General features: G+C 38.8%; 26 protein-coding genes and 1 riboswitch. Of the genes, 10 read left to right on the top strand and 16 right to left on the bottom strand.

What is annotated here, in order from left to right; genetic code table 11:
• Nucleotides 1–57: 57 nt before the first annotated feature.
• Together argF and ACIF8R_RS02830 are read left to right on the top strand one after the other, a co-directional pair.
• Nucleotides 58–978 (top strand): ornithine carbamoyltransferase, encoded by a 921-nt coding sequence (gene argF, locus ACIF8R_RS02835; protein WP_002049620.1) that lies wholly within the window; start codon nt 58–60, stop codon nt 976–978.
• A 191-nt stretch (nt 979–1,169) separates the two neighbouring features.
• The gene (locus ACIF8R_RS02830) at nt 1,170–1,694 is read left to right on the top strand and encodes a protein tyrosine phosphatase family protein (RefSeq protein ID WP_019458853.1); all 525 of its coding nucleotides are present in this window, start codon (nt 1,170–1,172) and stop codon (nt 1,692–1,694) included.
• Here the strand turns inward: ACIF8R_RS02830 and ispF are convergent.
• Nucleotides 1,691–2,173 carry a 2-C-methyl-D-erythritol 2,4-cyclodiphosphate synthase gene (gene ispF, locus ACIF8R_RS02825; RefSeq protein ID WP_004701182.1) on the bottom strand — a complete coding sequence of 161 codons (483 nt, stop codon included), beginning with the start codon at nt 2,171–2,173 and terminating at the stop codon, nt 1,691–1,693. The two genes, ACIF8R_RS02830 and ispF, sit on opposite strands and share 4 nt — an antisense overlap.
• A 100-nt stretch (nt 2,174–2,273) precedes the next feature.
• Between ispF and ACIF8R_RS02820 the strand changes: the two genes are divergently transcribed.
• Nucleotides 2,274–2,918 carry a hypothetical protein gene (locus ACIF8R_RS02820; protein WP_348888124.1) on the top strand — a complete coding sequence of 215 codons (645 nt, stop codon included), beginning with the start codon at nt 2,274–2,276 and terminating at the stop codon, nt 2,916–2,918.
• A gap of 47 nt (nt 2,919–2,965) precedes the next feature.
• Here the strand turns inward: ACIF8R_RS02820 and ACIF8R_RS02815 are convergent, their stop codons facing one another.
• Both ACIF8R_RS02815 and ACIF8R_RS02810 read right to left on the bottom strand, forming a co-directional pair.
• Nucleotides 2,966–4,210, bottom strand: a complete 1,245-nt coding sequence (locus ACIF8R_RS02815; RefSeq protein ID WP_311087453.1) for a D-amino acid dehydrogenase — start codon at nt 4,208–4,210, stop codon at nt 2,966–2,968.
• A 176-nt stretch (nt 4,211–4,386) separates the two neighbouring features.
• A riboswitch (glycine riboswitch) is annotated at nt 4,387–4,475 on the bottom strand.
• 145 nt (nt 4,476–4,620) lie between these two features.
• The gene (locus ACIF8R_RS02810) at nt 4,621–5,112 is read right to left on the bottom strand and encodes a hypothetical protein (RefSeq protein WP_396478930.1); all 492 of its coding nucleotides are present in this window, start codon (nt 5,110–5,112) and stop codon (nt 4,621–4,623) included.
• Between the two features lie 311 nt (nt 5,113–5,423).
• On the opposite strand from ACIF8R_RS02810, the gene ACIF8R_RS02805 reads away from it, so the two are divergent.
• On the top strand, nt 5,424–5,885 hold the full coding sequence (locus ACIF8R_RS02805; RefSeq protein ID WP_396478928.1) for a hypothetical protein: 462 nt from the start codon (nt 5,424–5,426) through the stop codon (nt 5,883–5,885).
• 181 nt (nt 5,886–6,066) lie between these two features.
• Nucleotides 6,067–6,363: a hypothetical protein gene (locus ACIF8R_RS02800; RefSeq protein WP_396478926.1), complete on the top strand. Its 297-nt coding sequence runs from the start codon at nt 6,067–6,069 to the stop codon at nt 6,361–6,363.
• A 127-nt stretch (nt 6,364–6,490) separates the two neighbouring features.
• On the opposite strand, the gene fumC is transcribed toward ACIF8R_RS02800, so the two are convergent.
• Together fumC and galE are read right to left on the bottom strand one after the other, a co-directional pair.
• Nucleotides 6,491–7,885 carry a class II fumarate hydratase gene (gene fumC / locus ACIF8R_RS02795; RefSeq protein ID WP_396478924.1) on the bottom strand — a complete coding sequence of 465 codons (1,395 nt, stop codon included), beginning with the start codon at nt 7,883–7,885 and terminating at the stop codon, nt 6,491–6,493.
• A 114-nt stretch (nt 7,886–7,999) separates the two neighbouring features.
• Nucleotides 8,000–9,007, bottom strand: coding sequence for a UDP-glucose 4-epimerase GalE (gene galE, locus ACIF8R_RS02790; protein WP_022575597.1), 1,008 nt, complete (start codon nt 9,005–9,007; stop codon nt 8,000–8,002).
• Nucleotides 9,008–9,072: 65 nt separating this feature from the next.
• On the opposite strand from galE, the gene tusD reads away from it, so the two are divergent.
• Genes tusD through ACIF8R_RS02770 form a run of 4 tightly spaced genes read left to right on the top strand, consistent with a single transcriptional unit; the run spans nt 9,073 to nt 10,469 of the window.
• A complete protein-coding gene (gene tusD / locus ACIF8R_RS02785) occupies nt 9,073–9,441 on the top strand; it encodes a sulfurtransferase complex subunit TusD (RefSeq protein ID WP_000105718.1) in 369 nt (122 codons plus the stop codon).
• Between the two features lie 44 nt (nt 9,442–9,485).
• On the top strand, nt 9,486–9,836 hold the full coding sequence (locus ACIF8R_RS02780; RefSeq protein WP_000859776.1) for a hypothetical protein: 351 nt from the start codon (nt 9,486–9,488) through the stop codon (nt 9,834–9,836).
• A 17-nt stretch (nt 9,837–9,853) separates the two neighbouring features.
• Nucleotides 9,854–10,138, top strand: a complete 285-nt coding sequence (locus ACIF8R_RS02775; RefSeq protein ID WP_396478921.1) for a DsrH like protein — start codon at nt 9,854–9,856, stop codon at nt 10,136–10,138.
• A 19-nt stretch (nt 10,139–10,157) separates the two neighbouring features.
• Nucleotides 10,158–10,469, top strand: a complete 312-nt coding sequence (locus ACIF8R_RS02770) for a TusE/DsrC/DsvC family sulfur relay protein (protein ID WP_001047539.1) — start codon at nt 10,158–10,160, stop codon at nt 10,467–10,469.
• A gap of 4 nt (nt 10,470–10,473) precedes the next feature.
• On the opposite strand, the gene ACIF8R_RS02765 is transcribed toward ACIF8R_RS02770, so the two are convergent.
• A complete protein-coding gene (locus ACIF8R_RS02765) occupies nt 10,474–11,337 on the bottom strand; it encodes a DMT family transporter (protein WP_031982826.1) in 864 nt (287 codons plus the stop codon).
• Nucleotides 11,338–11,458: 121 nt separating this feature from the next.
• Here ACIF8R_RS02765 and ACIF8R_RS02760 point away from each other — a divergent pair, with 121 nt between their 5' ends.
• Nucleotides 11,459–12,862 (top strand): PLP-dependent aminotransferase family protein, encoded by a 1,404-nt coding sequence (locus tag ACIF8R_RS02760; protein WP_396478919.1) that lies wholly within the window; start codon nt 11,459–11,461, stop codon nt 12,860–12,862.
• Here the strand turns inward: ACIF8R_RS02760 and ACIF8R_RS02755 are convergent.
• From ACIF8R_RS02755 to nirD, 10 genes are all read right to left on the bottom strand, one after another.
• Nucleotides 12,859–13,341 (bottom strand): helix-turn-helix domain-containing protein, encoded by a 483-nt coding sequence (locus tag ACIF8R_RS02755; RefSeq protein WP_049066221.1) that lies wholly within the window; start codon nt 13,339–13,341, stop codon nt 12,859–12,861. The genes ACIF8R_RS02760 and ACIF8R_RS02755 overlap by 4 nt on opposite strands.
• 208 nt (nt 13,342–13,549) lie before the next feature.
• Complete coding sequence (locus ACIF8R_RS02750) at nt 13,550–14,785, bottom strand: molybdopterin molybdotransferase MoeA (protein ID WP_032048184.1); 1,236 nt, start codon at nt 14,783–14,785, stop codon at nt 13,550–13,552.
• Nucleotides 14,785–15,708: a bifunctional molybdenum cofactor biosynthesis protein MoaC/MoaB gene (gene moaCB / locus ACIF8R_RS02745; RefSeq protein WP_004708369.1), complete on the bottom strand. Its 924-nt coding sequence runs from the start codon at nt 15,706–15,708 to the stop codon at nt 14,785–14,787. Before moaCB ends, ACIF8R_RS02750 begins: the two co-directional genes overlap by 1 nt.
• A 23-nt stretch (nt 15,709–15,731) precedes the next feature.
• Nucleotides 15,732–16,226 (bottom strand): molybdenum cofactor biosynthesis protein MoaE, encoded by a 495-nt coding sequence (locus tag ACIF8R_RS02740; protein WP_396478916.1) that lies wholly within the window; start codon nt 16,224–16,226, stop codon nt 15,732–15,734.
• A 3-nt stretch (nt 16,227–16,229) separates the two neighbouring features.
• Nucleotides 16,230–16,484, bottom strand: coding sequence for a MoaD/ThiS family protein (locus tag ACIF8R_RS02735; protein WP_002049630.1), 255 nt, complete (start codon nt 16,482–16,484; stop codon nt 16,230–16,232).
• On the bottom strand, nt 16,485–17,525 hold the full coding sequence (moaA, locus tag ACIF8R_RS02730) for a GTP 3',8-cyclase MoaA (protein WP_396478914.1): 1,041 nt from the start codon (nt 17,523–17,525) through the stop codon (nt 16,485–16,487). It lies immediately after the preceding gene.
• Nucleotides 17,526–17,754: 229 nt separating this feature from the next.
• The gene (locus ACIF8R_RS02725; RefSeq protein ID WP_396478912.1) at nt 17,755–20,028 is read right to left on the bottom strand and encodes a molybdopterin-dependent oxidoreductase; all 2,274 of its coding nucleotides are present in this window, start codon (nt 20,026–20,028) and stop codon (nt 17,755–17,757) included.
• Between the two features lie 149 nt (nt 20,029–20,177).
• Nucleotides 20,178–20,807, bottom strand: coding sequence for a molybdenum cofactor guanylyltransferase (locus tag ACIF8R_RS02720; RefSeq protein WP_191001496.1), 630 nt, complete (start codon nt 20,805–20,807; stop codon nt 20,178–20,180).
• Nucleotides 20,804–23,584, bottom strand: a complete 2,781-nt coding sequence (locus tag ACIF8R_RS02715) for a molybdopterin-dependent oxidoreductase (RefSeq protein WP_396478910.1) — start codon at nt 23,582–23,584, stop codon at nt 20,804–20,806. The genes ACIF8R_RS02720 and ACIF8R_RS02715 overlap by 4 nt, the downstream gene beginning before the upstream one ends.
• 18 nt (nt 23,585–23,602) lie before the next feature.
• Entirely contained in the window at nt 23,603–25,225 is a 1,623-nt protein-coding gene (nirD, locus tag ACIF8R_RS02710) for a nitrite reductase small subunit NirD (RefSeq protein ID WP_031960704.1), read from the bottom strand.
• Nucleotides 25,226–25,233 lie beyond the last annotated feature (8 nt).

The raw sequence follows: 25,233 nt of genomic DNA, 5'->3' as shown, positions 1-25,233 counted from the left end.
CCCAGCCAACAACAGATAATTGTTGTATTTAAAAGACAATTATTATGGAGTAGCTACATGGCTTTAAGACATTTCCTGACTTTACGTGATCTATCTACATTAGAACTCAACCGCGTCTTACAGCGCGCAAGCGAACTAAAAAAAATGCAACAAAGCAATAAGGTATATCAACCTTTTGTTGGTAAAGTATTGGGAATGATTTTTGAAAAATCGAGTACACGTACTCGTATTTCTTTTGAAGCCGGTATTAATCAATTTGGTGGTAGTGCTATCTTTTTATCGCCTCGTGATACACAGCTAGGCCGTGGTGAACCAATTGAAGACTCAGCACGCGTTATTTCAAGTATGCTTGATATTGTGATGATTCGTACTTTTGGTCATGACATTGTTGAACGTTTTGCATCTTATTCAAAAGTTCCTGTCATTAACGGCCTGACCGATGATCATCACCCTTGTCAATTACTTGCAGATTTGCAAACTTATATTGAACATCGTGGCAGCATTGAAGGTAAAACCGTAGCCTGGATTGGTGATGGCAACAATATGTGTAATTCATATATTGAAGCTGCACATTTAATGGGTTTTAAATTAAAAATTGCTTCGCCAAAGGGTTTTGAGCCTAAACCTGAATTTTTAGCAGAGTTTGGACATTGTGTTGAGCTTTTTGATAATGCTGAAGATGCGGCTGTAAATGCTGACCTTATCGTTACAGACGTATGGGCAAGCATGGGACAAGAAGAAGAACAAAAATTACGTAAGAATGCATTTGCAGCTTTTCAAGTCAATGAAAAACTGATGAGTCTTGCACATCCAGATTGTTTGTTTATGCATTGTTTGCCAGCACATCGCGGTGAAGAAATTTCAGAAACCATGCTTGATCATAAAAACTCAGTTGTATGGGATGAAGCTGAAAACCGTCTCCATGCGCAAAAAGCTTTAATGGAATTTTTATTGAATGAAAATTTGAAAAAAGCTTAATTTCGATAAAAAAACAGCATCTTTAAGGTGCTGTTTTTTTATTTCTGTAAAACTCTTATTTTTCTTGTTTATTTTTTTAAAATTTTTCACGATGTTGCTGAATATATAAACAGTCTATATTTCAACTACACTCTAGAATCGTGTATAACATTCTACACAATAAGCCAAGCCTACTCTTGTAGAGTGCGATTATGACAACCCTTGAAGAATCACTATCTCAGATCCCTGCATTTTCAATTATTCATGAACATTTATTTAGTTCAGCACAACCTTCCGTTGAACAGCTCAAACTTATTAAAGAGTATGGCTGTAGCACCGTTATCAATTTAGCTTTGACAAACTCACCGCATTGTATTGAAAATGAAGATCAGGTTTGTCTTGAGCATGGTTTAAATTACATTCATATTCCAATTGACTGGGAAACACCCTCTTCTGACCAATGCTTATTGGTTTTAGATTTAATTGATCATTTGGTTCAAAATGAAATTGTTTGGGTACATTGTGCCAAAAACAAACGTGTAAGTTGTCTCATGTACGTATACAGACAATTTTATATGAATATGGACATGCCAACTTCTCAAGATTTACTACACGAAATTTGGGAACCAAATGAAACTTGGACTGGACTGATCCATAGTATTACCTTACAGCTACAAGGCCGTAAGGCTACCTTAGAACTTCAACAGTCTTTGCAACAAACTGATGATTTAGTTTAATTAGAGATTAATACCGTCGCTGTTGCTAAAATTCCTTCTTGGCGACCTGTAAATCCGAGCTTTTCGGTAGTGGTCGCTTTGATACTAATTTGATTTAAATCTACATTCAAAACATCCGCAATGCTTTGTCGCATCTCTAAATTATGTTTCGCTAGTTTAGGACGTTCACAAGCTACCGTAATATCGGCATTATTCAAACGATAACCACGATCTAAGATTAACTGATAAACGTGTTTTAGCAGTACACGGCTATCCGCTCCTTTAAACTCTGGATCGGTATCTGGAAAATGCTGACCAATATCACCAAGCGCCAGTGCACCGAGTAAAGCATCACATAGCGCATGTAACACGACATCGCCATCAGAATGTGCTTTCAAGCCATGCGTATGTGGAATCTGAACGCCAGCTAAAGTTACGAAGTTACCTTCTTCAAAGGCATGCACATCCATTCCTTGTCCAATACGAATTTGAGCAACCATATCAACTCCTCCCTTCTATAAAAACTTAAGAAATCTTGTATTCAGCTGTTGTGTTTCGCTATAGTACACTTAGCAAAGTAGACTGAAAGTATAAGCGATCATGCCGTCGAATACTGATATGAATCAATTGAAAAGATTAAGTTTTGTCGTGACATTGAGTTGTTTATGCTCATCGCTTGTTTTTGCGGAATCTATCGACTGCTCTAAATCCAAAACAGAGCTCAAAATCTGTTCAAAAACCTTTAGTGAAGCACGTAAGCAACTTAACAATAAATATCTGTCTGCATACCTAGTCACAGATGCACCATTAAAACTTTTACAAGATACACAGACTTTGTGGTTTAGACATACACAACAATGTAAAACCAATTCATGTTTTCAACAGCAGTTTGATGTACGTGGGGATGATTTAAATTTTTATGCATCACTTAAGCAGACCCTAACGCAGCATTATCTTAAATTTGAAAATGGACATATTGCAGCCCAACCTGTTCATTTACAAATACATCAACTTGCTAAAGATAAAATCAAAATTGAAGGCTTAGCATACCGCAATCCAAATAACCGAAAAGATGCTCAAACTATTTCATTAATGGCTTATAGCTCTCCTGAGCAGAAAAGTGAAATTTTAGATAATGAGCATCACTGTAAATACAAGTTTGATTTTCAAAAGGCGTTACTTATTGTAAAAACTCAACAAAAAGGCTGCGAACGATTTACGGGTGTTTATCGACTATATGATTAATTGATATAAAACGAAAAAGCCAGTGCATCTACACTGGCTTTTCTTTTTTAAGCTGGATATTTTTGTAGAATATCCTGACTCACCAAAACAGCTGTCGCTGCTGATAAAGTCCAGCCTAAATGGCCATGTCCAGTATTATAAAAAACTCGTGGCTGCTTAGACTGTTTTACGACTGGTAACATATTAGGCATCATTGGTCTTAAACCTGCCCAAGGCACAACATGCTCAGTTGAAATGTCAAAATTACGGTTCACCCAATTCACTAGAGGTTGAATACGATCCGCTCGAATGTCTCGATTATAGCCGTTAAACTCAGCTGTACCTGCAATACGTAAACGATCTTGGCCCAAACGAGACGTTACAATTTTGGCGCTTTCATCAAGTAAACTCACCCATGGTGCATTTTTAATACTTTTCTCGTCTTTCAATTGGACAGTAATTGAATAGCCTTTAACTGGATAAACATTTACACGTTCACCGACCATATCAGCCAACTGATAACTTCCGACACCACCACAAACAACCAGAACATCACCTTCTAATTGAAAACTATCCGATTGAGAAAGATGAGGATGTTCAGCACTTGGCTGACAATTCAGCACTACTTTATCTGTATGACACTTAATATCAGTAACTTCTAAACCAAACTTATACTGAACCCCATATTGTTTAGTCTTCTCAGCTAAAGAAGTCGAATACTTATGAATGTCTCCAGTTGCATCACTTGGGGTGTAATAACCACCAAAGTAATCACCAGTTAAAGATGGCTCGATTGACTTCATTTCTTCAGGTGAAACTGAATAACGCTCCAAAGTACCTTTATTTAAGACGTCATTCACTCGTTTAGCAATGTCATAATCAGCCTTGCTGTGGTACATATGAAGAATACCGCGTTTCTCCAAATCAAATTGAAGCTGCTCTTTTTCAGCGACATCAAACAAGCGCTTACGCGCGAGCAATGCTAAGCGAACAGTTTCTATAGTATTGGCCTCATAGTTTTTAATATGAGATAGAAACTCAACTAACCAGCTATATTTGTGCAAACTAAAAGAAGGGTTAAGTAATAGAGGAGCATCTTTTTGCCTCATCCATTTAAAACCTTTTATAACGGTCGCTTTCTGGTTCCAGACTTCTGCATTACAAGCAGATAACTGCCCTCCATTTGCAAATGATGTTTCCATAGCTGGATAAAGATGGCGATCAATCACTGTGACTTGGTAACCTAATTGAGATAATTCATAGGCTGAAGTAACCCCAGTGATTCCTGCACCAATCACAATAACATGTGGCATAACAGACTCCTCTGAAATGCAAAAACATTTCATCAGTACAGCCCATCTGTCATTTGTACCTGAGAGTTTCGACCTAAATACTACCTTTTAGTATTTCGATCTTCCCCTTCGGTGAGTTTATGACTTATAAGTTTTTATTCTTCATCTTATAAATCTTAAGCTTCTCTCCAGATTTTTTAATTATTACAGTCCCTTTTGCCTGAGAGTTTCCGGGCTTGTTGCTCCTTCGGCGGGTTCCTAAGAACCTCTCTCCCGCAATAATTTTGTATTTATATAAGCAATGTATCTGCCACTTTTAAAAAAACGCATTCTTTTCTTGTAAACTTTTGTACAGCAATCTAATTAAATAGAAATGTATTTGATTTAATTATAAAAAAGGTGAATTATTTAAATTCACCTTTTGTAATTTATTAGAGCTTTCCTTCGAGCACTTGGTCAGAAACTAGACCTTTCCATTGCTCTCGCAAGGTTGGTAAATAAAACTTCTCACCAATTGTGACCAACTCAGCATCAATCAATGCATGAATTTCGTGCATAAAAATATAATCCAACGCAACTAAAGAAAGCTGATGATTTTTTTGTGCTATTTTTTTACGTTTCACTTGAGCTTGTTTAATTAACTCATTTGCAAAATTTTTATCTTTATATGTAGTGATTGCATTTAAACGAAGCTCAATAACACCCCAACCTGACAACAATTTTTTGAAAATTTCAAAGTCTTTTGTCGTTGATTCCCAAGTTACGTTTTCCAAATCATTATCTTCAGGCAAAACAGGTAACAGTAAATCACCAGTACTTGGAAAAATCTTTTTAAGATTTAACAGAAATTTAACAGGCTGATCACTTGGGTAATCATTAAACTGCACATGTTGTTGAGTATCTGTTAAATAAATCGAGAGCATTCAAAAAATCCTTAGCTAAGCAACTGTTTATTATGTATTTAATCTCTATATCGCAAAATAAATGCAAATTAAAAACAATACAAAAACAGGATAAGGTGGGCATTTTAACAATTATGGCAGCTTATTCAACTCTAAGTTGGTTTGATTAAGATATATAAGAAAAATTAAATTCAAGTAACTTTGCAAAAACGCTTATATAAATCAGTCGCTCAAAAAGTGAGTGAGTGTTAAATATACTAAAACTCAGCCTCTTATTAAGATTTAATGTTACAATACAGTGATTTACTCAATTTCATCTGGCTCCCAAAGAAATGAATAGATCACAGTTAATTTTATTATTTTTAAGTATGAGTACTTTTTCTTCTTCTGTATTTTCTGAAACGATGACTTCGCCAATTAAGCAAGAATTTTATGAACAAGAATCGAATCGCCATAGAAGTATGCTTGAAGTAAATAATAATTCAAATCATAAGTTTAGCGAATCACAACACAATCCTTTTCACTCCGATTCACGCAAGCAAAAAGTAGATTTTTTTGAAATTGCCAAACAATACCAAGATGAGAAACCACAAAATACTTACTCCCACTCTCCTGATCCAACTGTGAATATGAGTGATCATGACCGAAGTCTCTACTATATTAGAAATCATGATGATATAGGTCTTAAAAGGGATATTCGTATTCAACAATATAGGTCATTAAAACAACAATACGATAAAGGGGTTATTTCCAATGATGAATACAAAGAGAAAGTTTACAAAATTTTAAAATAAGCTTTTATATATTTTGAAGCCTTCTTTTAGTCGAGGGCTTCTATAATAGTTTTGATATAGATTGTTAAAAAAACTTTAAATAACAAAGATTCATAGTAAATAAGCAATAAAAATTAAACAGTTTTAACTGTTAAAAGACGCCAGACTATCCAGATCTTCTCTACACATAAAGGAGAGATCAATGAAGATCCGCGCTTCACGTACCTATTCAACGTATTCAAATCATTACTTTATTTCGAAAGAATATGAATGCAGCGTTATTCCACTAAAAGGAATGTGCTTTACCGATCTTGGTTTGACCGAAAATGGTGTAATCGTACCTATAGAAATTACAGAGGTGACTATAGATCCAGTCTCTAATTCATATCATGTTCTTTTAGCAAAAGACGCGCACGAATATACGAAAGAAGAACTAAAAAGAAAATTTAAAGAAATGAAAGCAAATGGTTGGGAATATATAGAAGATCTACTAGTGTAGTTTTTATTTTCAACCTATACGTTAGAGCACATATGAAAAGCTCTAGATTTAATGTGTAAACATAATAGCCATCAGTAGTACTGTACATTCAATACAAAATGATACTGCTGATGGCTATATAGACCGCTTATTTACTATTTGGCGAAACCATTTTTTCAGGTTTAACGACTTCATCAAATTGTTCTGCTGTTACTAAACCAAGCTCAACAGCCACTTGTTTTAAAGTCTTATTCTCTTTATAAGCAGTTTTCGCTACTTTTGCAGAGTTTTCATAACCAATAACTGGATTCAATGCAGTAACTAACATGAGAGAGTTATGCAAGAAGTGATCAATTTTATCTCGATTAGGTTCAATTCCAACCGCACAATGATCATTAAAACTATTGCATGCATCGCCAAGAAGCTGAATTGATTGCAATAAATTATAAGCAATCACTGGCATAAATACGTTTAACTCGAAGTTACCAGAAGCACCAGCGACATTAATAGTGGTATCGTTGCCAAGCACTTGTGCAACCACCATGGTCATTGCTTCACTTTGAGTTGGGTTCACTTTACCCGGCATAATGCTTGAGCCTGGTTCATTTTCAGGAATGCGAATTTCACCAAAACCACAGCGTGGGCCACTTGCCAACCAACGAATATCATTGGCAATCTTATTTAAGCTTACTGCTAAAGTTTTTAATGCGCCTGATGCAAAAACAGCAGCATCACGCCCTGCAAGTGCTTCAAATTTATTAGGAGCGGTAACAAATGGCAGACCCGTTAAAGCTGCAAGCTGAGCTGCGGCCTTAACAGCATAGTCAGGATGAGCATTTAACCCAGTTCCTACTGCTGTACCACCCAATGGCAACTCATACAAACCAGTTAAGGCTTGTTGTAAGCGTACTAAACCATGCTCAAGCTGAGAAACATAACCGCTAAATTCTTGGCCTAAGGTTAATGGCGTGGCATCCTGCAAATGAGTACGGCCAATTTTAACAATATCTTGAAATTCATCGGACTTCTTCTGCAAAGTCGCTTTAAGCTGTTCTACAGCTGGAATCAGTAATTCATTGATTTGCAAACTTGCCGCAACGTGAATAGCCGTTGGAAATGAGTCATTGGTAGACTGTGCACGATTGACATGATCATTTGGATGTACTGGTTTTTGTGCACCCAGTGCTTCGCCTAATTTTTGGTTGGCAATATTGGCAATCACTTCATTACAGTTCATGTTGCTTTGCGTACCAGAACCTGTTTGCCAAACTACGAGTGGGAACTGTGAATCCCATTTTCCTGCAATCACTTCTTCGGCAGCTCCCACAATGTATTGACTTAAATCTTGTGGTAACTGTCCTAACTCGGCATTGGTCATTGCTGCTGCTTTTTTTACCAATCCCATCGCTCGAATGATGGCACGGGGTAAACGCTCCTGCCCGATTTTGAAGTTCTGTAAGCTACGTTGGGTTTGTGCTCCCCACAGTGCTTCATTTGGAACTTCAATTTCACCCATAGTGTCATGTTCAATTCGTGTTTGCATAGAAACCTCGGTTATCTGGTTAAAGAACTCACGGGCTGAAGCAATTTTTGCTTTGGCTAGTTAATTTTAGTATCGTACTCAAGCATTCCATTATTGTAAATAAGAATCATTATCTTATCTTCCATTTAATGTATTTTGATAGAATCTCCACTCATCTTCAATCATTTGCTTTAAAGTTCGTTTTGGATCCCACTGTAATAAAGTTTTTGCTTTTCCTATATTTGCACCAAGTTGAGCCAACTCTTCATGCTTATAAATTGCCGATTGTGTCGGAATTTCAGCTTGGGTCACTTGTGAAATTTCATCCAATAACTGACGAATTGAATGTACTTGGTCATGTGCAATATTAAATGCTTCACAGCAATGGGTTTGATCACGTAGCCATAGTAGAGTTGCACTTACCGCGTCACATACATCTAACACATGTAGAAAGCTACGTTCCACGGTATGGTCTTCGGTCGAAACCTGATCTTGTAATTCAATTAAATCACGCTGCATCGCTGCCACTTGCAGTGCAAGCGGTACAATATTTTTAGGGAGCTGCGCAACATACTCACCTAATACACCATGCTCAAAGGCACCTACAATATTTGATAGGCGTAAGATCGCAATTTTCCATTCATGATCAATTTTATGAGTATCTCTAATGATTTCTTCAATCATCTGTTGAGATTTGATATATGGATTAGGATAACCGTAGTTGAAATCTTCTGTTTCGCTTAACTGCAAACCAGATTTTCCATAGACGGCCAAGCTAGATAAATGAATGAAATGACGAACGCCTGTACGTTGCATCGCACGCAATAGGCTCATAATGCAACTGACATTATCGTTGTAATATTCGAGCGGTTTTAAATTAGACTCTTCAATAGATTTAAAACCAGCTGTGTGAATGACTGCATCGATTGAGTACTGTTCAAATACTTTGTTCAATGCAGGTGTATTACGTACATCAAGTTTAACAAACGGAACGTACATACCAGAGATGTATTCTAACCGCTCAAGCGTTTGCAAGGTCGAGTTAGCCAAATTATCGACAATAACCACTTCTTGGCCTTGAGCCAACAGACTCAAAGCAATGTGTGAACCGATAAAGCCTAAACCACCTGTCACTAAAATCATTGTATACTTACCTTTCTCTTAATGTATCTACGCCCATTTAGACGTATGACCATAGTGAATTCTCAATGAGTACATTACTACTAATAACCTCTGCTCCTACTTCAATCCATGCTTGGCATGCACTGGGCCTTGCTCAGGCACTCAAAAGTAAAAATGAAGACTTTCGTGTATTCTTTTACCAAGATGGCGTTCAAGTTGCGAATGACTTTCAGTGGGTTCCTGACGACCAGCGTAATTTAACGCATGAATGGCAAAAGCTCGCGATCCGACTTCCTGTGTGTGTCAGCGCTGCTCTTGCACGCGGGATTACCGATGCAGAAAATGCGAGTCGCCATCAACTTAGTCATCATAACCTAGCGAACAACTTTGAGTTGGTTGGACTAGGTGAACTTGCTGATGCAGTACAGTCAGCCTCTCGTCTTCTTCAATTCTAAGTTACTTTGTTAACTTAGATTGTTGCTTTTAAAAGGTATATTGTGTGAAAACTGTACTCGTTATTTTGACCCAAGCCAATCTAACCAGCCTACAAGTCAATGAAAGCCTCGCCGCTACTATGGTTTTAGCAACCTTTGGCTCACCAGTCAAAGTATTATTGAAAGATGCAGCTCTTAGCCTCTTACAAAATGAACATAACTTTGATCAGTTGCAGCATGCTTTTAAAATTGCTTCAAACATGGTGGATAGCTTTGAGTTTTATGACTTAAGTCCAATCCTTGTTGAGACCAAAAACAAACAGCATCCTTTTGTTCAAAACAGTGAGCAGGAGCTAGAGTTTGTTCAGTTAGATACTGAACTTATCCAATCTTTCGATCATGTCTTATATTGGTAGATAAAGGTGTAAATTTAATGACGCAATCAACACTTTATCTGGTGCAAGCTTCTTATCACCATACCCCTCGTATTATTGAAGAACTTGAAAAGCTTTTTCATCAAGATGATCAGATTGTTTTTATGGGCGATTCAACCGCACAGCTTTCTATAAGCATTTGTCAACAGTTTGGCTCAGTTTCTTGTTTAGCTCATGAAAAAGATTTAATTGATGCAGAAACCTTAGCTCACGTTAAGGTATTAAACTATGACCAGTTTGCGGATCTGGTTTTACAATTTAATCGATGCATTTCTTTGAAGTAATATTGTTAGGCTCATTTTTATGAATTTAGAATTAGATCAAGATGGTCATTTAGTCGACTATACGATTTGGAATCCCGAAGTTGCACAGGAACTCGCCAAATCTCTCGATCTTGAATTAACAGATTGGCATTTTGAAGTTTTAGCTGCGGTTCGCCAATTTTATCAACAATTTGGGCACTCTCCTGCAACACGCCCTCTAATTAAGTTTTTAATGAAAACCGTCAGTCCAGATATTAATAATGCTGTTTTACAGCAAAAATTTAATACCGGTTTAGTTGCTCGCCATCTCAGTCGCTTGGCAGGTATTCCTAAACCGGCAAATTGTTTATAAATTTTTATGCGAATTTTTTAGCGGCAGCGACACATAAAATTGTTACTGCCGTTACCATTAACATCGACCAACTTACATGTTCATGTAATAAAAGTGCGGCAATCGCGAGTCCCATTAATGGTTGTAAAAGCTGTAGCTGGCTAATTGCAGCAATACCGCCTTGTGCAAGTCCTTTGTACCAGAAAAAGAACCCGATGAGCATACTAAATAAAGATACATAAATCAGCCCTGCTACCGCCGATGTAGATACATCTTGAAAGGAAACGGGCATATAAAAAAGAGTGGCAAGCAGCATAATTGGTAAAGCTAAAATAAGCGCCCAACAAATCACTTGCCATCCACCTATTTTTTTCGAAAGTACTCCTCCTTCTGCATAGCCAAATCCGCACAAAATAATTGCAACAAGCATGTATAAATCGCCGATGCCAAAAGATGCTTCACCCGACAAAAAGAACATATAGATAAAAACAACCAGACTGCCTAAAATTGCAAATATCCAAAAAAATAAATTTGGTTTTTCTCCACCTCTCACTACTGCAAATATGGCAGTAGCGAGCGGTAGAAGGCTAACAAAGACAATCGAGTGGGCTGCGTTCATATACTGTAGAGCAAGCGCAGTAAATAAGGGAAACCCAACTACAACGCCTAAAGCTACAATAGCCAGTGGCCACCAATCTTGCTTCGCAGGTCTTTTTTCCTTAAGCAAAAAGATAAGAATTAAACCCAAAACTCCTGCAATGACAGCTCTTGCTGCTGTTAGAAAACCAGGCTCAAAACCTGTTACCGCAACACGGGTAGCCGGTAATGAACCTGCAAAAATTGCAACCCCAATAAAACCATTTACCCAACCGTTCATAAACTTTTGCATATTATTCTCCACAACTATACGAAGAATTTAAGCTGTGATATGGTGTCAAAACCAGATACAAAGCAGTACAATTTTAAAAAACTGTTATGTATAAATGAGCAGTACAGTCGAGATAATTAACGTGAACCAGACAAAAACAAAAATCGAACTTGTTATTTCACAGATTGAACAACAAATTAAGAATCGCTCTTTAACTCCGGGAACTCGACTCCCCTCTGTGCGCAAGTTGGCCAAAGATTTAGGTTTTTCTATTTCTACGGTTGTCGAAGCTTACGAGCGATTAATTGCCCTAGGTAAAATTGAATCACGTAGTGGTTCCGGCTTTTATGTAGTGGCACCACTTGCTCCTTTAGACTTAAGTGAATTAGGACCCAAACTAGATCGCTCAATAGATCCGTTATGGATTTCACGTCAGTCTTTAGAGGCAGAACCTGATGCGTTTAAGCCCGGTTGTGGTTGGTTACCTAATGACTGGATGCCACTTGAAAGTATCCGCAAAGCATTAAGATCTGTTACACGAAGTGAAGATGATAGTTTAATGGGTTATTCTTCACCGTTAGGGCTGCCCGTATTAAGAGATTTACTGGCTAGGCGAGCACAAAATAAAGGTATAGAGGCAAATCTCAATCAAGTTGTTCTAACCGATTCAGGCACTCAAGCTATTGATCTGGTTTGTCGTTTTTTACTTAAACCAGATGATGTAGTTCTAATTGATGACCCATGTTACTTTAATTTTCATGCTCTACTTAAAGTTCATCAAGTTAAAGTTATTGGTATTCCATACACTCCAAATGGCCCAGACTTAGAGGCATTTAAAGAAGCGATTGAGATCTATAATCCTCGGCTTTATATTACAAATTCAGGAATACATAACCCCACTGGCGCAACGCTTTCACTCTCGACAGCTCATCAATTACTGAAGTTGATTGATCAATCTAATTTAATTGTGATTGAAGACGATATATTCTCGGATTTTGAATATACTCCAGCTCCACGACTTGCAGCCCTAGACAACCTTTCACGCGTGATTTTTATTGGAAGTTTCTCTAAAACGCTCTCTGCCTCTATTCGCTGCGGCTACATTATTGCGAAACCAGAATGGATTGATCAGATTACCGATTTAAAAATTGCTACCAGTTTTTCTCACAATGGACTCTCAGCCAAGATTTTACACACAGCTTTAACCGATGGTTCATACCGTAAGCATTTAGATTTATTAAAAGTTCGTTTAGCTCAAGCCATGCAAGAAACTATCGCGAAACTTAAATCGATTGGGATAGAACCGTGGATTGAACCCAAGGCTGGAATTTTTGTGTGGTGTCGTTTACCCGAAGGAATAGATGCAGCGAAGATTGCTCAGTTTTGCCTGAATCGAGAAGTGATTCTCGCCCCGGGTAATGCCTTTAGTCAAGCACAATCGGCAGGTCAATTTATCCGTTTTAATATTACCCAATCAAACCATGATTATATTTATAAGACTCTTACAGAAGCACTTCAGCAAGAGTCTCTAAATAAAGAACTTTAAGCTTGTTTTTTCTTTTGTTCCATATAAGCAAAGTAGCCTGGTCCAGCCGAAACTTGAACTTGTTTTGCATGTAAAGGTTCGCGGCAGACCGAACAAACCATGACTGGTTCAAATTTATGACCGCAAGCTTTATGACGATATTCCAAAGGTTTACCTAAACCTTGATCCATCCATTTATCTGCCCAGTTCGCCATAGATAAGATAATTGGATAAAGCTCAAAGCCTTTATCAGTGAGACGATATTCAAAACGCTCCTGACGGTCAAAATAAGGAGCTTTGACTAAAATTTCGTATTCAACCAACCTTTTTAAGCGATCAGAAAGGACATGACGAGTGACACCTAATGATTTTTGAAAATCATCAAAACGGCGAATTCCCATAAAAGCATTACGTAATATTAGCATCGTCCATCGATCACCAATCACTGATAGCATGCGGGCAACTGAACAAGGCTGATCACCGATGTCATCCCATTTCATCTTTATGCTTTCCTCAATATAAAACTGGCCTATTTGCCATATTATTTATACCCTAAACCACTTAATATCTTATATGCAATATAGAGCTTAGAAATAAGTTTTCAGTATATTTATAAAGCTTATTTTTTAAAATAACAGTCACTAAAAATAGATATAAAATATAATTAATTCATCCGTATGGATTAATTATATTCAGCTTATTTATAAGTTAATTTGAAATAAAGATTCCCTTTAGCACAGTTCCTGATGCTAGTTTTGTACTCGCAGGAATACGGACTAGACAATTGGCTTGCATAAGATTACTCAGCATATGGGACTGCTGCTTGGCCAAACCTTTTACCCTAAGTTGTCCTGCATCAAAATAAGCATACATTCGTAAAAAACGCTCACGTGTATCTTCTTTTAAATCATGCTCTAAAATTGCGGTAAACCATTCTGGTCCGCGTCTATTGCCCTGCAATGCATCAAGCAAAGATTTTCCGTAAATTTGCATTGCGACATATACCGCAGCTGGATTGCCCGGTAAGCCTAACAAATAGCAAGAATGTTGGGTTTGTGAATTATGGTATTCGGCAAAGAATAAAGGTTTACCCGGTTTTTGTTTAACTTTCCAAAAGATTTGTTCAAACCCAACTTCGAAAGCACAGGGCCGTACAAAGTCGTAGTCTCCTACCGACACTCCGCCAGTCGTTATAACAACATCATGGCTGTCTTTTAGTTGATTAAAGTAATGGGTGACCTGCTCTGCTTCATCTGCTACGTGAATGAGTTCGATATCTAAACCATAATCTTCAAACCAAGCTTTTAGTAATGGGCCATTTGCATCAAAGACTTTACCTTCAGCTAGATCTTCTACTGTTTCGGCAACTTCATCACCCGTGATCAAAACAGCGACTTTCGGTGCACGATAGACTTCAACGGTTTGCACACCCGCCATACTTAAAGCAGCCAAACTTCCAATATTCAAAAGTTGTCCTACTTGAGCAAGCAACTGCCCTTGCTGGATTTCCTCTCCAGTAAAGCGGATATCGGCTTGAGGACGTATATGTTCCGTTAAACAAATTTCTTGGGCCGAAATAACCGATACGATTTCTTGTCGAGCTACATGCGTTGTCCCTTCAGGAATTTTGCCGCCCGTAAATATACGAATTGCCTGACCTTCACCGAGTATGTCGTGACTCTCACTTCCGGCACGAATCTCACCTGTGACTTGGAACTTTTGATTATTCAAATCTTCTGCATGGCTACAAAGTGCATAACCATCTACTGCACTTTGAGAAAAGCTAGGTAGATTAATTTCAGAGTAAATCTCTTTCGCAAGATAGCTACTTAGGCTATTTGTTAGAGTCTTTTGAATAGAGCTTAAGTTTTTAGGCTTATTAATAACTAAATCTAGCGCTTCATCTATACTGATTAATCCACGCTCAGCGCCACAACCTGACATTATTCATAGCCTCCCGGATGTGGTAAATCACGGCAAACATCAAAAATATGGACTAATGCGGGTAAAATAGCAGCCATTGACTCACTTGCTCCACCACGGCTTCCCGGTAATGTCACTACTAACGAACGGTCAATAAACCCTGCTACTCCGCGTGACATAGCAGCATATGGCGTGCGTTTTTGTCCAAATGAGCGAGCGGCTTCCATTAAGCCATCTAATTTACGTTCTAAAAGAGGCTCTAGCGTATCAACTGTAATGTCACGCTTACCAATTCCTGTCCCACCCACGGTCATAATACAAGCATACGATTTGGTGAGTTCTAAAACCAATTCTTTCAGATCATCTGCTTCATCGGGCAAAATTTGGTAATGGATCGGATCAAAGCCAGCTTCAGTTAAAGTTTCAACCACAGATTTTCCAGCAGTATCCGGCTTTCTACCCGCTGCTACGGTGTCTGACAAGACAATAACCGCAGCCGAAACAGGCTGACGCAATACCCGTTTAAAATGGGATTTTCCGCCTTTTTTCTTCAGTAGTTTACATTGATCCATCCAGAGTTCTTCTGGTTCACAATGAGGCTTTAACATGTCATAGATAGTTAAGCCTGCAAGGCTTGCCGCCGTTAAAGCTTCCATTTCTACGCCAGTTGGACCAATAGTTTCAACAACAGCAATAATTTTTACAAAGTCATTTTCCAATTCATATTCAACATCTGCCCTATAAATCGGTAGCGGATGACATAGTGGAATCAGCTCATCAGTTCGTTTGGCTGCCAAAATTCCTGCAACACGTGCTGTTTTTAGGGCATCACCTTTTTCCGTGTTTCCTTGTCTTAATAGTTCAATACAGTGCGGTGGTGCATATAAAATCGCTTGTGCTTCGGCAACACGATAACTTTCCGGCTTCATTCCTACGTTTTTCATTATTTATCCTAGTGTTACATATTTCAGTGTGAGTGCTCATGGCCGGCATGATGATGGTGATGTTTGTGTTTGTGTTCGTGCGGTGCATCCTTACGAATACAACAGCCCTCTACATAATGACTTGTGCCATCTGTAAAGAACTCTTCTTTAAAGACAGGCACTTCATGTTTTACCCGTTCGACTGCTTCCTCACATGCTTGAAAAGCTTCACGACGATGGGCTGCATACGCAATCGCAATAATGGCAGTTTCACCAACATCCAGATATCCAATTCGATGAACCACTCGCACATAAGATACCTGATACTTTTTCTCAATTTCCAGTTCAATTTCACGTATCATTTTTTCTGCAAGCGGTTTATAAGATGTATATTTCAGCGCCTTTACCGCTTTACCTTCGTGGTGATTACGAACCGTACCCATAAAAATATCAATACCGCCACATTCAGGAAAAGATTGAATCGGATCAAAAGTATCTAGACTTAAAGCCTGCTCTTGTATTCTTGCGAACTCTTTCATGATTCATCCTCCAGCAACGGGTGATAATAAAACCAAAGTGCATGGCTCACTTAAGACAGTTTGTCTAGTTATGACATTGTCACCAATTGCACATGCACATTTTTCCATGGCTTTTGTAGATTCCGGATGCAATAAAATAATTTCATCCAATACATCTTTAACCAAACTATGATTAGGACAAACTAACAAAAGATTTTCAGGAAGCAATTTTTCAATTGCACCAAATGCTTCGACTTTAATTTGGATAGATTGTTGCATTTATCCCCCAAGCATATGCATGCTGATTTTACGGGTTTGTTGATGTTGTAAGGCATGGAAACCTTTTGCTTTATGCCAGATATAAGGATGAACCAAATTCTTTAAATTTTGGATATATATACCGTATTCTGGGCTATGTTGTTTGCTTACCAGTACTTGAAGCTGAGGCTTAATATTTAAACCTTGCGGCGCAAATAAACAGTTATATAGTTCGCCTTTTGCGGTAAGTCGTATACGGTCACATTGATGACAAAATGAATGCGTAATTGTGGAAATAATTCCTAAATGGTAGCTATCGTTAATTAGATATTGACGCGCTGGCTCATGTTGCTGCTCGATCACTTGTACCGAATAATACGGTTGCAATACCTGTAAAATTTCAGCCTCGCTTACCACATCTTTATTTGACCAAAGTGCATCACCATCAAGCGGCATAAACTCGATAAAACGTAAAGGAATATGATGAGCAATTGACCACTTCACCATAGGTAAGATTTGATCATCATTTTTATCTTTCATTAATACGCAGTTAATTTTAAAAGGCAGTCCTGCATCTTTAGCAGCTTGAATACCCTCAAGAACTGGTTCTAACTTTTTCTTAGTGAGCTCTTTAAATTGAATTGAATCAAGACTATCTAAACTAATGTTTAAATCATCTAATCCAGCGTCTTTTAGTTGTTTAGCGTATTTAGCAAGGTAATGACCATTGGTAGTCATCGATATACGTTTTAAACCTAATGCTTTTAAGGCTTGCAAATCACGAACAAAATGAACAATGCCTTGACGCATTAATGGTTCACCACCCGTAATGCGAATACTCTCGATACCTTGCTGCACCATAAAATGACAAAACAGAAAGAGCGCTTCAAAACTAAGCAAGTCTTGTTTATTTAACCATTCTGGATGCTCAGGCATGCAATATACACACTTAAAATTACAGCGATCAGTTACAGAAATTCGTAACTTACGCTTGATACGCCCATATTGATCTTGCAGAAGGCTTGGCGCATTTTCAGAGTGATATTGTTTCATCATTTGCACTCATATCGAGAACATTTCAAATCTTGCGAGCACCGATTATGAACAATCAAATACAAAAAATTGCATCTTAATAGTGCTTTGATCTTTAATTGCAAAATTTATTCCAGCTCTACTTATTTTCCATAATATTTAAATTTTTTATAGACTTTTCACGGCACTACCTTAAGAACAATTAAAAAATAAATCTCGAGTTAGCACGGTAAAATCTATGTTTTACTTGATTCTATTTCTAACACTTTTCTAGACGGATGGGTACATATTTATGGTACGGCGTTTTCGACAATGGATCACAATGTTCAGCAGAAATAAGTAAATTTAATTGTGGTCCAATTGGTTCACCATTTTGAAATCGCATACCATAGCCATGTGGAAGTGATACAACACCTCTTCTCATCCCATCATCCAACTCAATAGCTACCTGAATTTCTCCATGCGCTGAGATACATTTAAGCTGCCCTCCTGCATCTACATTTAAGTGTCTTGCATCTTCAGGATGAATACGCAGTGCACCTTCTGCATCTACTTTTCGCCAAGCAGGGTCACGGTAAATTTGGTTGGCATTGTAACTACGGCGTTCACCTGACAAAAGGATGAAAGGAAACTCTTCAACATTAACGTTATGGCTTTTCAAGCTTGCGAGTTCACTTAACATCTCGGGAATTGCAAGACGTATTTTCTTATCTTTATAAGCTACCAGTTTCCAGACTTCGTCATATTCATGTTGCGATAAAACCATACCTGAACGTTGCTTTAATATCTGCTCAAATAGTTTGACACCTTGTGTTAACGGATTACCTTTATAACCTGCACGCCGTACTGCTTTGGTATGTAAAGCAGCATATTGAATAGATAGCGGCAATAAAAAAGCAACTGAATCTGCAGAATTGCCAAGTCGTTTGCCAAGAGTTCGATAAATGATAGAGGCAGCAAAAGGGATATATTTTTTATGGCGTGCCAAGGTAAGTCCTAGCGCCGACAAGTAGGGTAAGTAGGCTGTTTTTTTCGAGTCGACCGCAGCTATTTTTTCTAGAATTGGAAAATTCTTCGGAATAGCATTCATTGCTTCCAGTAATCGAGTATAAATTTCGGCTTCCGGTAAAGTGTTTGCTTGAGCAGCCAATACGGGATGACGCAGGTGAAAACCATTCTTAGGAAATTCCAAGTTAAAACCAGTAAATTCCCATTTTTCAAACTGAGTATGAGCAGGCAAAATATAGTCGGCGAGTCTCGCGGTTTCTGTAATCGCAACATCAACTACCACCAACAAATCTAAGGCTTTAAATGCTTCCTTAAAGGCAGGTGTGTCAGGGTAAGTTAATAGTGGATTACAACTATCTACAAACACAGCACGAATTCGCTTTTCCCCTGCTTTAAGGATTTCATCGGGTAAAATATTAGGTGGGAAAAACCCGGAAATCGGGAACATTTTATGATAAACGCTACGTCGATATTTTGGTTTTCTTTCATCCGTATCGGTCAAAATTGGAATAAACATGGTATGCAAATTATTGGTACCCTGTTTTCCAAAGTTCCCTGTCAGTAAGTATAAAAGCTTTTCTAAATAACCATTTAATGTTGTATTCAAAGTATGTTGAATACCTAAATCGATACGTACACAGCCTCTTTTTGCCTTTGAAAAATCTCGAACAACCTGATAAATCAAATCGACAGGTACATCAGCTTTAGCAATATAGTCTTCAATCGGGACATGATTAAATGCAGCTTTTACTTCTTCAAACCCATGTGTATGCTGCTCAATAAACGCTGCATCATAAAGCTTTTCTTTAATAATGATTGCAATCATGGCCGACATTAAAAAAGCATCTGTTCCCGGTTTTAGCTGCACGTGAATGTCTGCTTGTTTTGCTGTTTCGGTAACACGCGGGTCGAACACCACCATGGTTCGGTTGGGATCTTTCTTAATATGTTTTAGCGTGTCTCGTGCGTTGGGAATACCATGTGCCTGAAACGGGTTCGTTCCAATAAAAAGTACGTAATCTGCATGTTCAACATCTTCTGTAGTATGGCAAGCCTGACTACCGAACAGGCGGCCATTGAGCCAGAAATCACCTGTTTTTTCTTGGGCAAGTGAGTTATATGCATAATAACTTTTCATGGCCAACAAAAGCTGCCGACCATATGCTGCACCTAAATGATTGCCTTGACCACCGCCCCCAACCGAAGCAAAAGCAGTGCCGCCAAATTTATCTCTAATCTGAACCAATTGATTGGCAATTTCTTGTATCGCCACATCCCAACTAATTTCTTGAAACGAGCCATCTGGTTGGCGTTTTAAAGGTGCGGTTAAACGGTCTGCATGTTTCTGGTAATGCTGTAATCTTGCGGCTTTTTGGCAAATGTAACCTTGAGAAAATGGATGCTCAGGATTACCTTTAATTTTGACAAATTGGTTATCTTTAATTTCTACGCTCAAACCGCAGTTTCTTGAACATAAAATACATGCGGTCACATCTGTTTTACTTTGCTGAGCTGCATCCATCATTTTCTGGCTCCGTTTATTTTTATACATCTGGCTAGAATGAAAATAACAAGTTCCAAAATAGAACTTAGATTCTAAACAGTCAATAACTCAAAATTTAAAAAATGATTTCAGATTATCAATGTAAATTTTAAATCGATATGATTGAAGTTCTAATTTGTCGAAAAAATCTCTTTAAATGCTTTAATTTGTTTGTATTGTTGAAGTTCATCTAAAGAATTAATGCTATGAAAAAATAAGTTCTGCTTTTGAAAAATGGCTACTTGTGCATGTAAAAGTTTAAAGCAATTTTTTAAACTCAATTGTTGCTTATCAATTTGCTGCTCTAAAACCTCTAGACTTTCACGTTTTAACAAACAAAATGGGTATAAAGCATCTCCGTTAATTGAAACGTAAGCTGCCTGAGCCTGTTTATTTTTGCGAAGTGTGCTGTGTAATTTCGCAACGACTTGCGTAGGTATGTAGGTCACATCACAAGGAATAAACAAAACATAATCTGCTCGTACGTGAGACCACGCGCTTTTCATTCCCATCAGTGGACCGAAAAAGCCAGAAGCATCATCTTGAAAACATTTAATATCAGGCACAATACTTTGATAGATTGAATAATCGCGATGACTATTCACCCAAATTTCAGATACTGAAGATTTTAGCTTTTGATGAATCTTAAGAAGTTGCGTATCGCCATCAAATTGCTGCAACAGCTTATTTAAACCATTCATACGGCGGGCTTGTCCACCCGCCAGAATGACCAGATCAGTTATGGGATATCCCTTATTCACACTTCTACCTCTTGCTGGCAAGCTTTAATTAAGCCACGGATTTCAGGTAAACATGATCCACAATTGCCACCAGCTTTTAAACAAGCAGTGACCTGTTTTTCATGGGTAATGTTTTGTGTTTTTATTGCTTCGATAATTTTATTCTTACCTACTTTAAAACAACTACACACCAAAGGCCCATCATTATTGGCAGCCGACATTGGCATACCTGCTAGTAAAGCTTTACGGTGCAAGGCGCTCAAACGTTCTCGTTTAAACAGACTTGCTACCCAGTCACGGTCTGGCAATAAATCTGGCGGTGCAATATATAGACTTGCAATTACAATGCCATCTTTCAAAATAATACTATGGCTCAGTTGTGAAGAAATATCTTCTATGCTTAACCATTCAAAGGTTTCATCGGCAAATGGCAAAAAGCTTTTCAGATTCTTTTGAGTATCATGAAAAGTTTGGCGGTCTGCAAGTTCATAGCGATTGGTTTTCACCATTTTGACTTTAGTCCACCATGCACAGTGATGTAGCGATTCTTGAATATGCGAATCGTATCCTTCACGAATATAGAGCACACCTTGCCAAGTGGTATAGAACGGCTGAATAGTTACAGGCGTATGTTTGAACTCGGGCTCACCTGAAATTGCATCAACTTCTGGATTCACGACTTTACCAATACGCGCGTCGGATGCGACCTGTTCAGTCCAGTGAATCGGTGCAAAAATTTGCCCACGACGGACACCTGATGAGAATGTCACGCGCAGTACACAACTGCCCCATTTCGAACGAACTTCTACCAAGCCTTGATCACGCACGCCAAACTTCAATGCATCACTCGGATGAATCTCACAGAATGGTTCAGCACGATGACTGGTTAAATTTGGCGACAAACCAGTACGGGTCATGGTATGCCATTGATCACGAATACGCCCCGTGTTCAAAATGAGCGGATAATCTTCTGAAATTGCATGTACCGGATTAATTGCAACAGTCGGAATCAATTTTGCCTTGGTATTTTTATGACTAAACTGGCCATTGCCAAACAGTTGTTGAACAGCTTTAGCGTCTTGGTTTTTACTCCAGACTGGCCATTGCACTGGTTGTAGAGCGTCATACTCAGCAGCACTTAGGTTCATTAAACCTTTTAAGTTGAAATAACGAAACGTATCAGTTTGTTCACGTGTTTTAATGTCCGCATTATCTTGTGCTGACAAAGCCGCATGTTCATTGAAAATATCAACAGCACTATTAAAGTCAAAACCTTTAAAGCCTAATTTTTTCGCAATTTGGCTCACTGACCACCAATCTGCTTTTGCTTCACCCGGCGCAGGTAAAAAAGCACGTTGACGTGAAATACGGCGTTCGGAATTGGTTACTGTACCGTCCTTTTCACCCCAACCTAAAGCTGGAAGTAACACATCGGCGTAAGCTGTAGTATCGGTATCGGCAGAGATATCTGACACAACGACCAATTCGCATTTTTCTAAAGCACGTTTCACCTGATCGGCATCTGGCAGACTCACGACAGGATTTGTCGCCATAATCCAGATGGCTTTAATTTTTCCAGCTTCAACGGCACGGAATAAATCAACTGCTTTTAAGCCAGCTTGAGTTGCAATAAATGGGCTATCCCAAAAGGTCTGCACTACTTTTTGATGTAGTGGATTATCCAGATCCATATGCGCAGCCAGCATATTGGCTAAGCCACCCACTTCTCGACCACCCATCGCATTGGGCTGACCTGTCATCGAAAATGGTGCAGCACCAAGCTTACCAATTTTGCCTGTTAGTAAATGACAATTAATAATACTGTTGGCCTTATTTACGCCCTGACTTGATTGATTCACACCCATTGAAAATAGCGTGATTACCTTTTCAGTCTGCGCAAATTTCTCAAAGAACTGCTGTAATTTGTCTAAAGAAATACCACTGCGTTTGGCAACATAGGCAATATCCGTTTCTTGCTGACTACTTACCAAAACCTCTTGCAAACCTTCAGTATAGGCATCCACAAAGGCCTGATCGGCATGACCATTTTGATATAGATATTGGAATAGTCCGTTAAACAATGCGACATCTTGGCCCGGTAAAATCGGTAAATGTAAATCCGCTTGCTCACAAGTACTGGTAAAACGTGGGTCAATCACCACAACAAACATATCTGAATTGTGGCTTTTAGCCTGCATAATCCGCTGATACAGCACAGGATGGCACCATGCGGTATTGGAACCAACCAAAACCACCATATCTGCATGTTCAAAATCTTCATAACTTGCAGGCACAATATCTTCACCGAAACTACGTTTGTGACCTGCCACTGCAGATGACATGCAAAGGCGTGAGTTGGTATCGATATTTGCAGTGCCTAAATAGCCTTTTACAAACTTGTTCACCACATAATAGTCTTCAGTCAAAAGCTGACCTGAAACATAAAATGCAATGCTGTCACGACCATATTGATCGATACAAGACTGGAATTTATCGGCAATTTTATTGATTGCTGCATCCCATGTGGTTACAGTCCGATGTGGCTTACGACCAAACATCGGTTGAAGTAGACGTGTTTCTAACCCCAAAGTATCCGCAAGACGGCTACCTTTAATACATAAGCGTCCAAAGTTGGAAGGATGCTCAGCATCCCCCTCAACTTGCACCACAGGTCCTTGAGGTTTTTGTTGAACGTTTACACTAACACCACAACCTACACCGCAATATGGACATGTTGTTTTAGTTGTTTTTGCAACATGGTCGGAGCTATCGATTTCAACGCTTGGAATACTATTCATAACTGCTCCTTTCCCTATTTAGCCTGCATTTTTTAATGCAAAATCTCGACCAAATAGCAGCTTATTTCTAAATGAAGAAACAGGAGTTTGATCTGCAATTAACTCTGCATACCACATGCCATCTTCAGTATCACCGAACAGTACTGCACCGATTACTCGATCGCTTTGAATGATAATACGCTTATAAATCTGGCGTTTTTCATCGTTCAGAATAATGTCTTCATAATCATCTTTCGGTTCAAAATTGCCCGCAGAGAATACATCGACTCCACTCACCTTTAACTGAGTCGGTACGGTTGGCGCTTTAAAAGTTAAGCTGCCGTGTTCTGCTAAATGGGTCGCGCAAATAAAAGCTTGCCCCCATAGTGGCTCAACTAAACCAAAGGTCTGTCCACGATGTTCGATACACTCACCCACCGCATAAATACTTGGATCAAACGTTTGCATGGTGTCATTCACCAACACCCCTCGATTGCAACGTAGACCAGCACTTTGCGCCAAAGCAATATTCGGACGGATACCTACAGCAAACACCACAAGGTCAGCATCTAACACTGTGCCATCTTTCAAACGGATTTGTTTGACATGACCGTTTTCATCACCGATTAACGCTTCGGTATTAGCTTCGGTAATGATTTGAATGCCTTTTTGCTCAATGCTATGACGAAGTAATTGACTCGCACGCCCATCAAGTTGGCGTTCCATAATACGGTCCATTAAATGCAGCACAGTCACATTCATACCGCGTTGTTTTAAACCGTACGCTGCTTCTAAACCAAGTAAACCACCGCCAATCACCACGGCGTTGGTTTTTGAACCACAGTATTCAATCATGGTGTTAACGTCATAAATATCGCGGAAAGTTAACACCCCTTTTAGGTCAACACCTTGAACTGGTGGAATAAATGGTGCCGAGCCTGTTGCCAGAATCAAACGGTCATAATCAACTGTCTGGCCTTTTTCGGTGTAAACCACTTTACGGGGACGATCAATTTTTACGGCTTTATCGCCAGCAATAAATTTAATGCCTTTATCGTCGTACCACTTCGGTGGATGCAACATAATGTCTTCAATGGTTTTTTCACCCGATAAAACCGGAGACAACATAATACGGTTGTAGTTGCCCCACGGTTCTTCACCAATCACCGTAACTTCATAACGGTCTGGTGCCATATCAAGTAAATCTTCTAGACAACGCATCCCTGCCAAACCATTTCCGATCAGCACCAGTCTAAGTTTGTCTTGTGATACACCTGTATTGGTAATATAAGTTTTTTGCGGCACCGCGTTGACCCAAACACGGCCATCAACAATTTTGCTCGGATAAACCGCCAATTTTTGGTCTTTATCTTCTAAACAACGGCCCGTAGCTAAACTGAAATGTTGTTTATAAATTGGTGATGCAACGACTCGTTCGCCTTGTAAATCACCAATAATCCCGCGGCTCATCACATTCGCTTGGCTAAACGGATCTTTATTGCTCAGTACATAAACACGTTTTTCATGCCCCACACGGAAGATTGCAACCGCTTGACCACCCACTAGCGCTCCTGCACCCGTGTTTGGGGTTAAATCATCGAGGGCACAAACGTCAATCCATTGATCATCAGGAAGCATATTTTTGTCTTGTACAATATTCATATAAGTTC

The organism is Acinetobacter sp. ABJ_C4_1 (assembly GCF_044538495.1).
Classification (GTDB): domain Bacteria; phylum Pseudomonadota; class Gammaproteobacteria; order Pseudomonadales; family Moraxellaceae; genus Acinetobacter; species Acinetobacter nosocomialis_A.
The sequence above is the reverse complement of the archived record's forward strand: the minus strand, read 5'-3'. Positions and strand labels throughout refer to the sequence as shown.

Bases quoted from the DNA above. Each gene is read 5' to 3' on its own strand.
- tusD (WP_000105718.1), top strand. From the start codon at position 9,073: ATGAGTACATTACTACTAATAACCTCTGCTCCTACTTCAATCCATGCT.
- ACIF8R_RS02815 (WP_311087453.1), bottom strand. From the start codon at position 4,210: ATGCCACATGTTATTGTGATTGGTGCAGGAATCACTGGGGTTACTTCA.
- ACIF8R_RS02715 (WP_396478910.1), bottom strand. From the start codon at position 23,584: ATGAATAGTATTCCAAGCGTTGAAATCGATAGCTCCGACCATGTTGCA.
- fumC (WP_396478924.1), bottom strand. From the start codon at position 7,885: ATGCAAACACGAATTGAACATGACACTATGGGTGAAATTGAAGTTCCA.
- nirD (WP_031960704.1), bottom strand. From the start codon at position 25,225: ATGAATATTGTACAAGACAAAAATATGCTTCCTGATGATCAATGGATT.
- ispF (WP_004701182.1), bottom strand. From the start codon at position 2,173: ATGGTTGCTCAAATTCGTATTGGACAAGGAATGGATGTGCATGCCTTT.
- galE (WP_022575597.1), bottom strand. From the start codon at position 9,007: ATGATTTTAGTGACAGGTGGTTTAGGCTTTATCGGTTCACACATTGCT.
- argF (WP_002049620.1), top strand. From the start codon at position 58: ATGGCTTTAAGACATTTCCTGACTTTACGTGATCTATCTACATTAGAA.
- ACIF8R_RS02735 (WP_002049630.1), bottom strand. From the start codon at position 16,484: ATGCAACAATCTATCCAAATTAAAGTCGAAGCATTTGGTGCAATTGAA.
- ACIF8R_RS02805 (WP_396478928.1), top strand. From the start codon at position 5,424: ATGAATAGATCACAGTTAATTTTATTATTTTTAAGTATGAGTACTTTT.
- ACIF8R_RS02750 (WP_032048184.1), bottom strand. From the start codon at position 14,785: ATGTCAGGTTGTGGCGCTGAGCGTGGATTAATCAGTATAGATGAAGCG.
- ACIF8R_RS02775 (WP_396478921.1), top strand. From the start codon at position 9,854: ATGACGCAATCAACACTTTATCTGGTGCAAGCTTCTTATCACCATACC.
- ACIF8R_RS02820 (WP_348888124.1), top strand. From the start codon at position 2,274: ATGCCGTCGAATACTGATATGAATCAATTGAAAAGATTAAGTTTTGTC.
- ACIF8R_RS02830 (WP_019458853.1), top strand. From the start codon at position 1,170: ATGACAACCCTTGAAGAATCACTATCTCAGATCCCTGCATTTTCAATT.
- moaCB (WP_004708369.1), bottom strand. From the start codon at position 15,708: ATGAAAAACGTAGGAATGAAGCCGGAAAGTTATCGTGTTGCCGAAGCA.
- ACIF8R_RS02765 (WP_031982826.1), bottom strand. From the start codon at position 11,337: ATGCAAAAGTTTATGAACGGTTGGGTAAATGGTTTTATTGGGGTTGCA.
- ACIF8R_RS02810 (WP_396478930.1), bottom strand. From the start codon at position 5,112: ATGCTCTCGATTTATTTAACAGATACTCAACAACATGTGCAGTTTAAT.
- ACIF8R_RS02755 (WP_049066221.1), bottom strand. From the start codon at position 13,341: ATGAAATGGGATGACATCGGTGATCAGCCTTGTTCAGTTGCCCGCATG.
- ACIF8R_RS02740 (WP_396478916.1), bottom strand. From the start codon at position 16,226: ATGAAAGAGTTCGCAAGAATACAAGAGCAGGCTTTAAGTCTAGATACT.
- ACIF8R_RS02770 (WP_001047539.1), top strand. From the start codon at position 10,158: ATGAATTTAGAATTAGATCAAGATGGTCATTTAGTCGACTATACGATT.
- ACIF8R_RS02725 (WP_396478912.1), bottom strand. From the start codon at position 20,028: ATGATGGATGCAGCTCAGCAAAGTAAAACAGATGTGACCGCATGTATT.
- ACIF8R_RS02800 (WP_396478926.1), top strand. From the start codon at position 6,067: ATGAAGATCCGCGCTTCACGTACCTATTCAACGTATTCAAATCATTAC.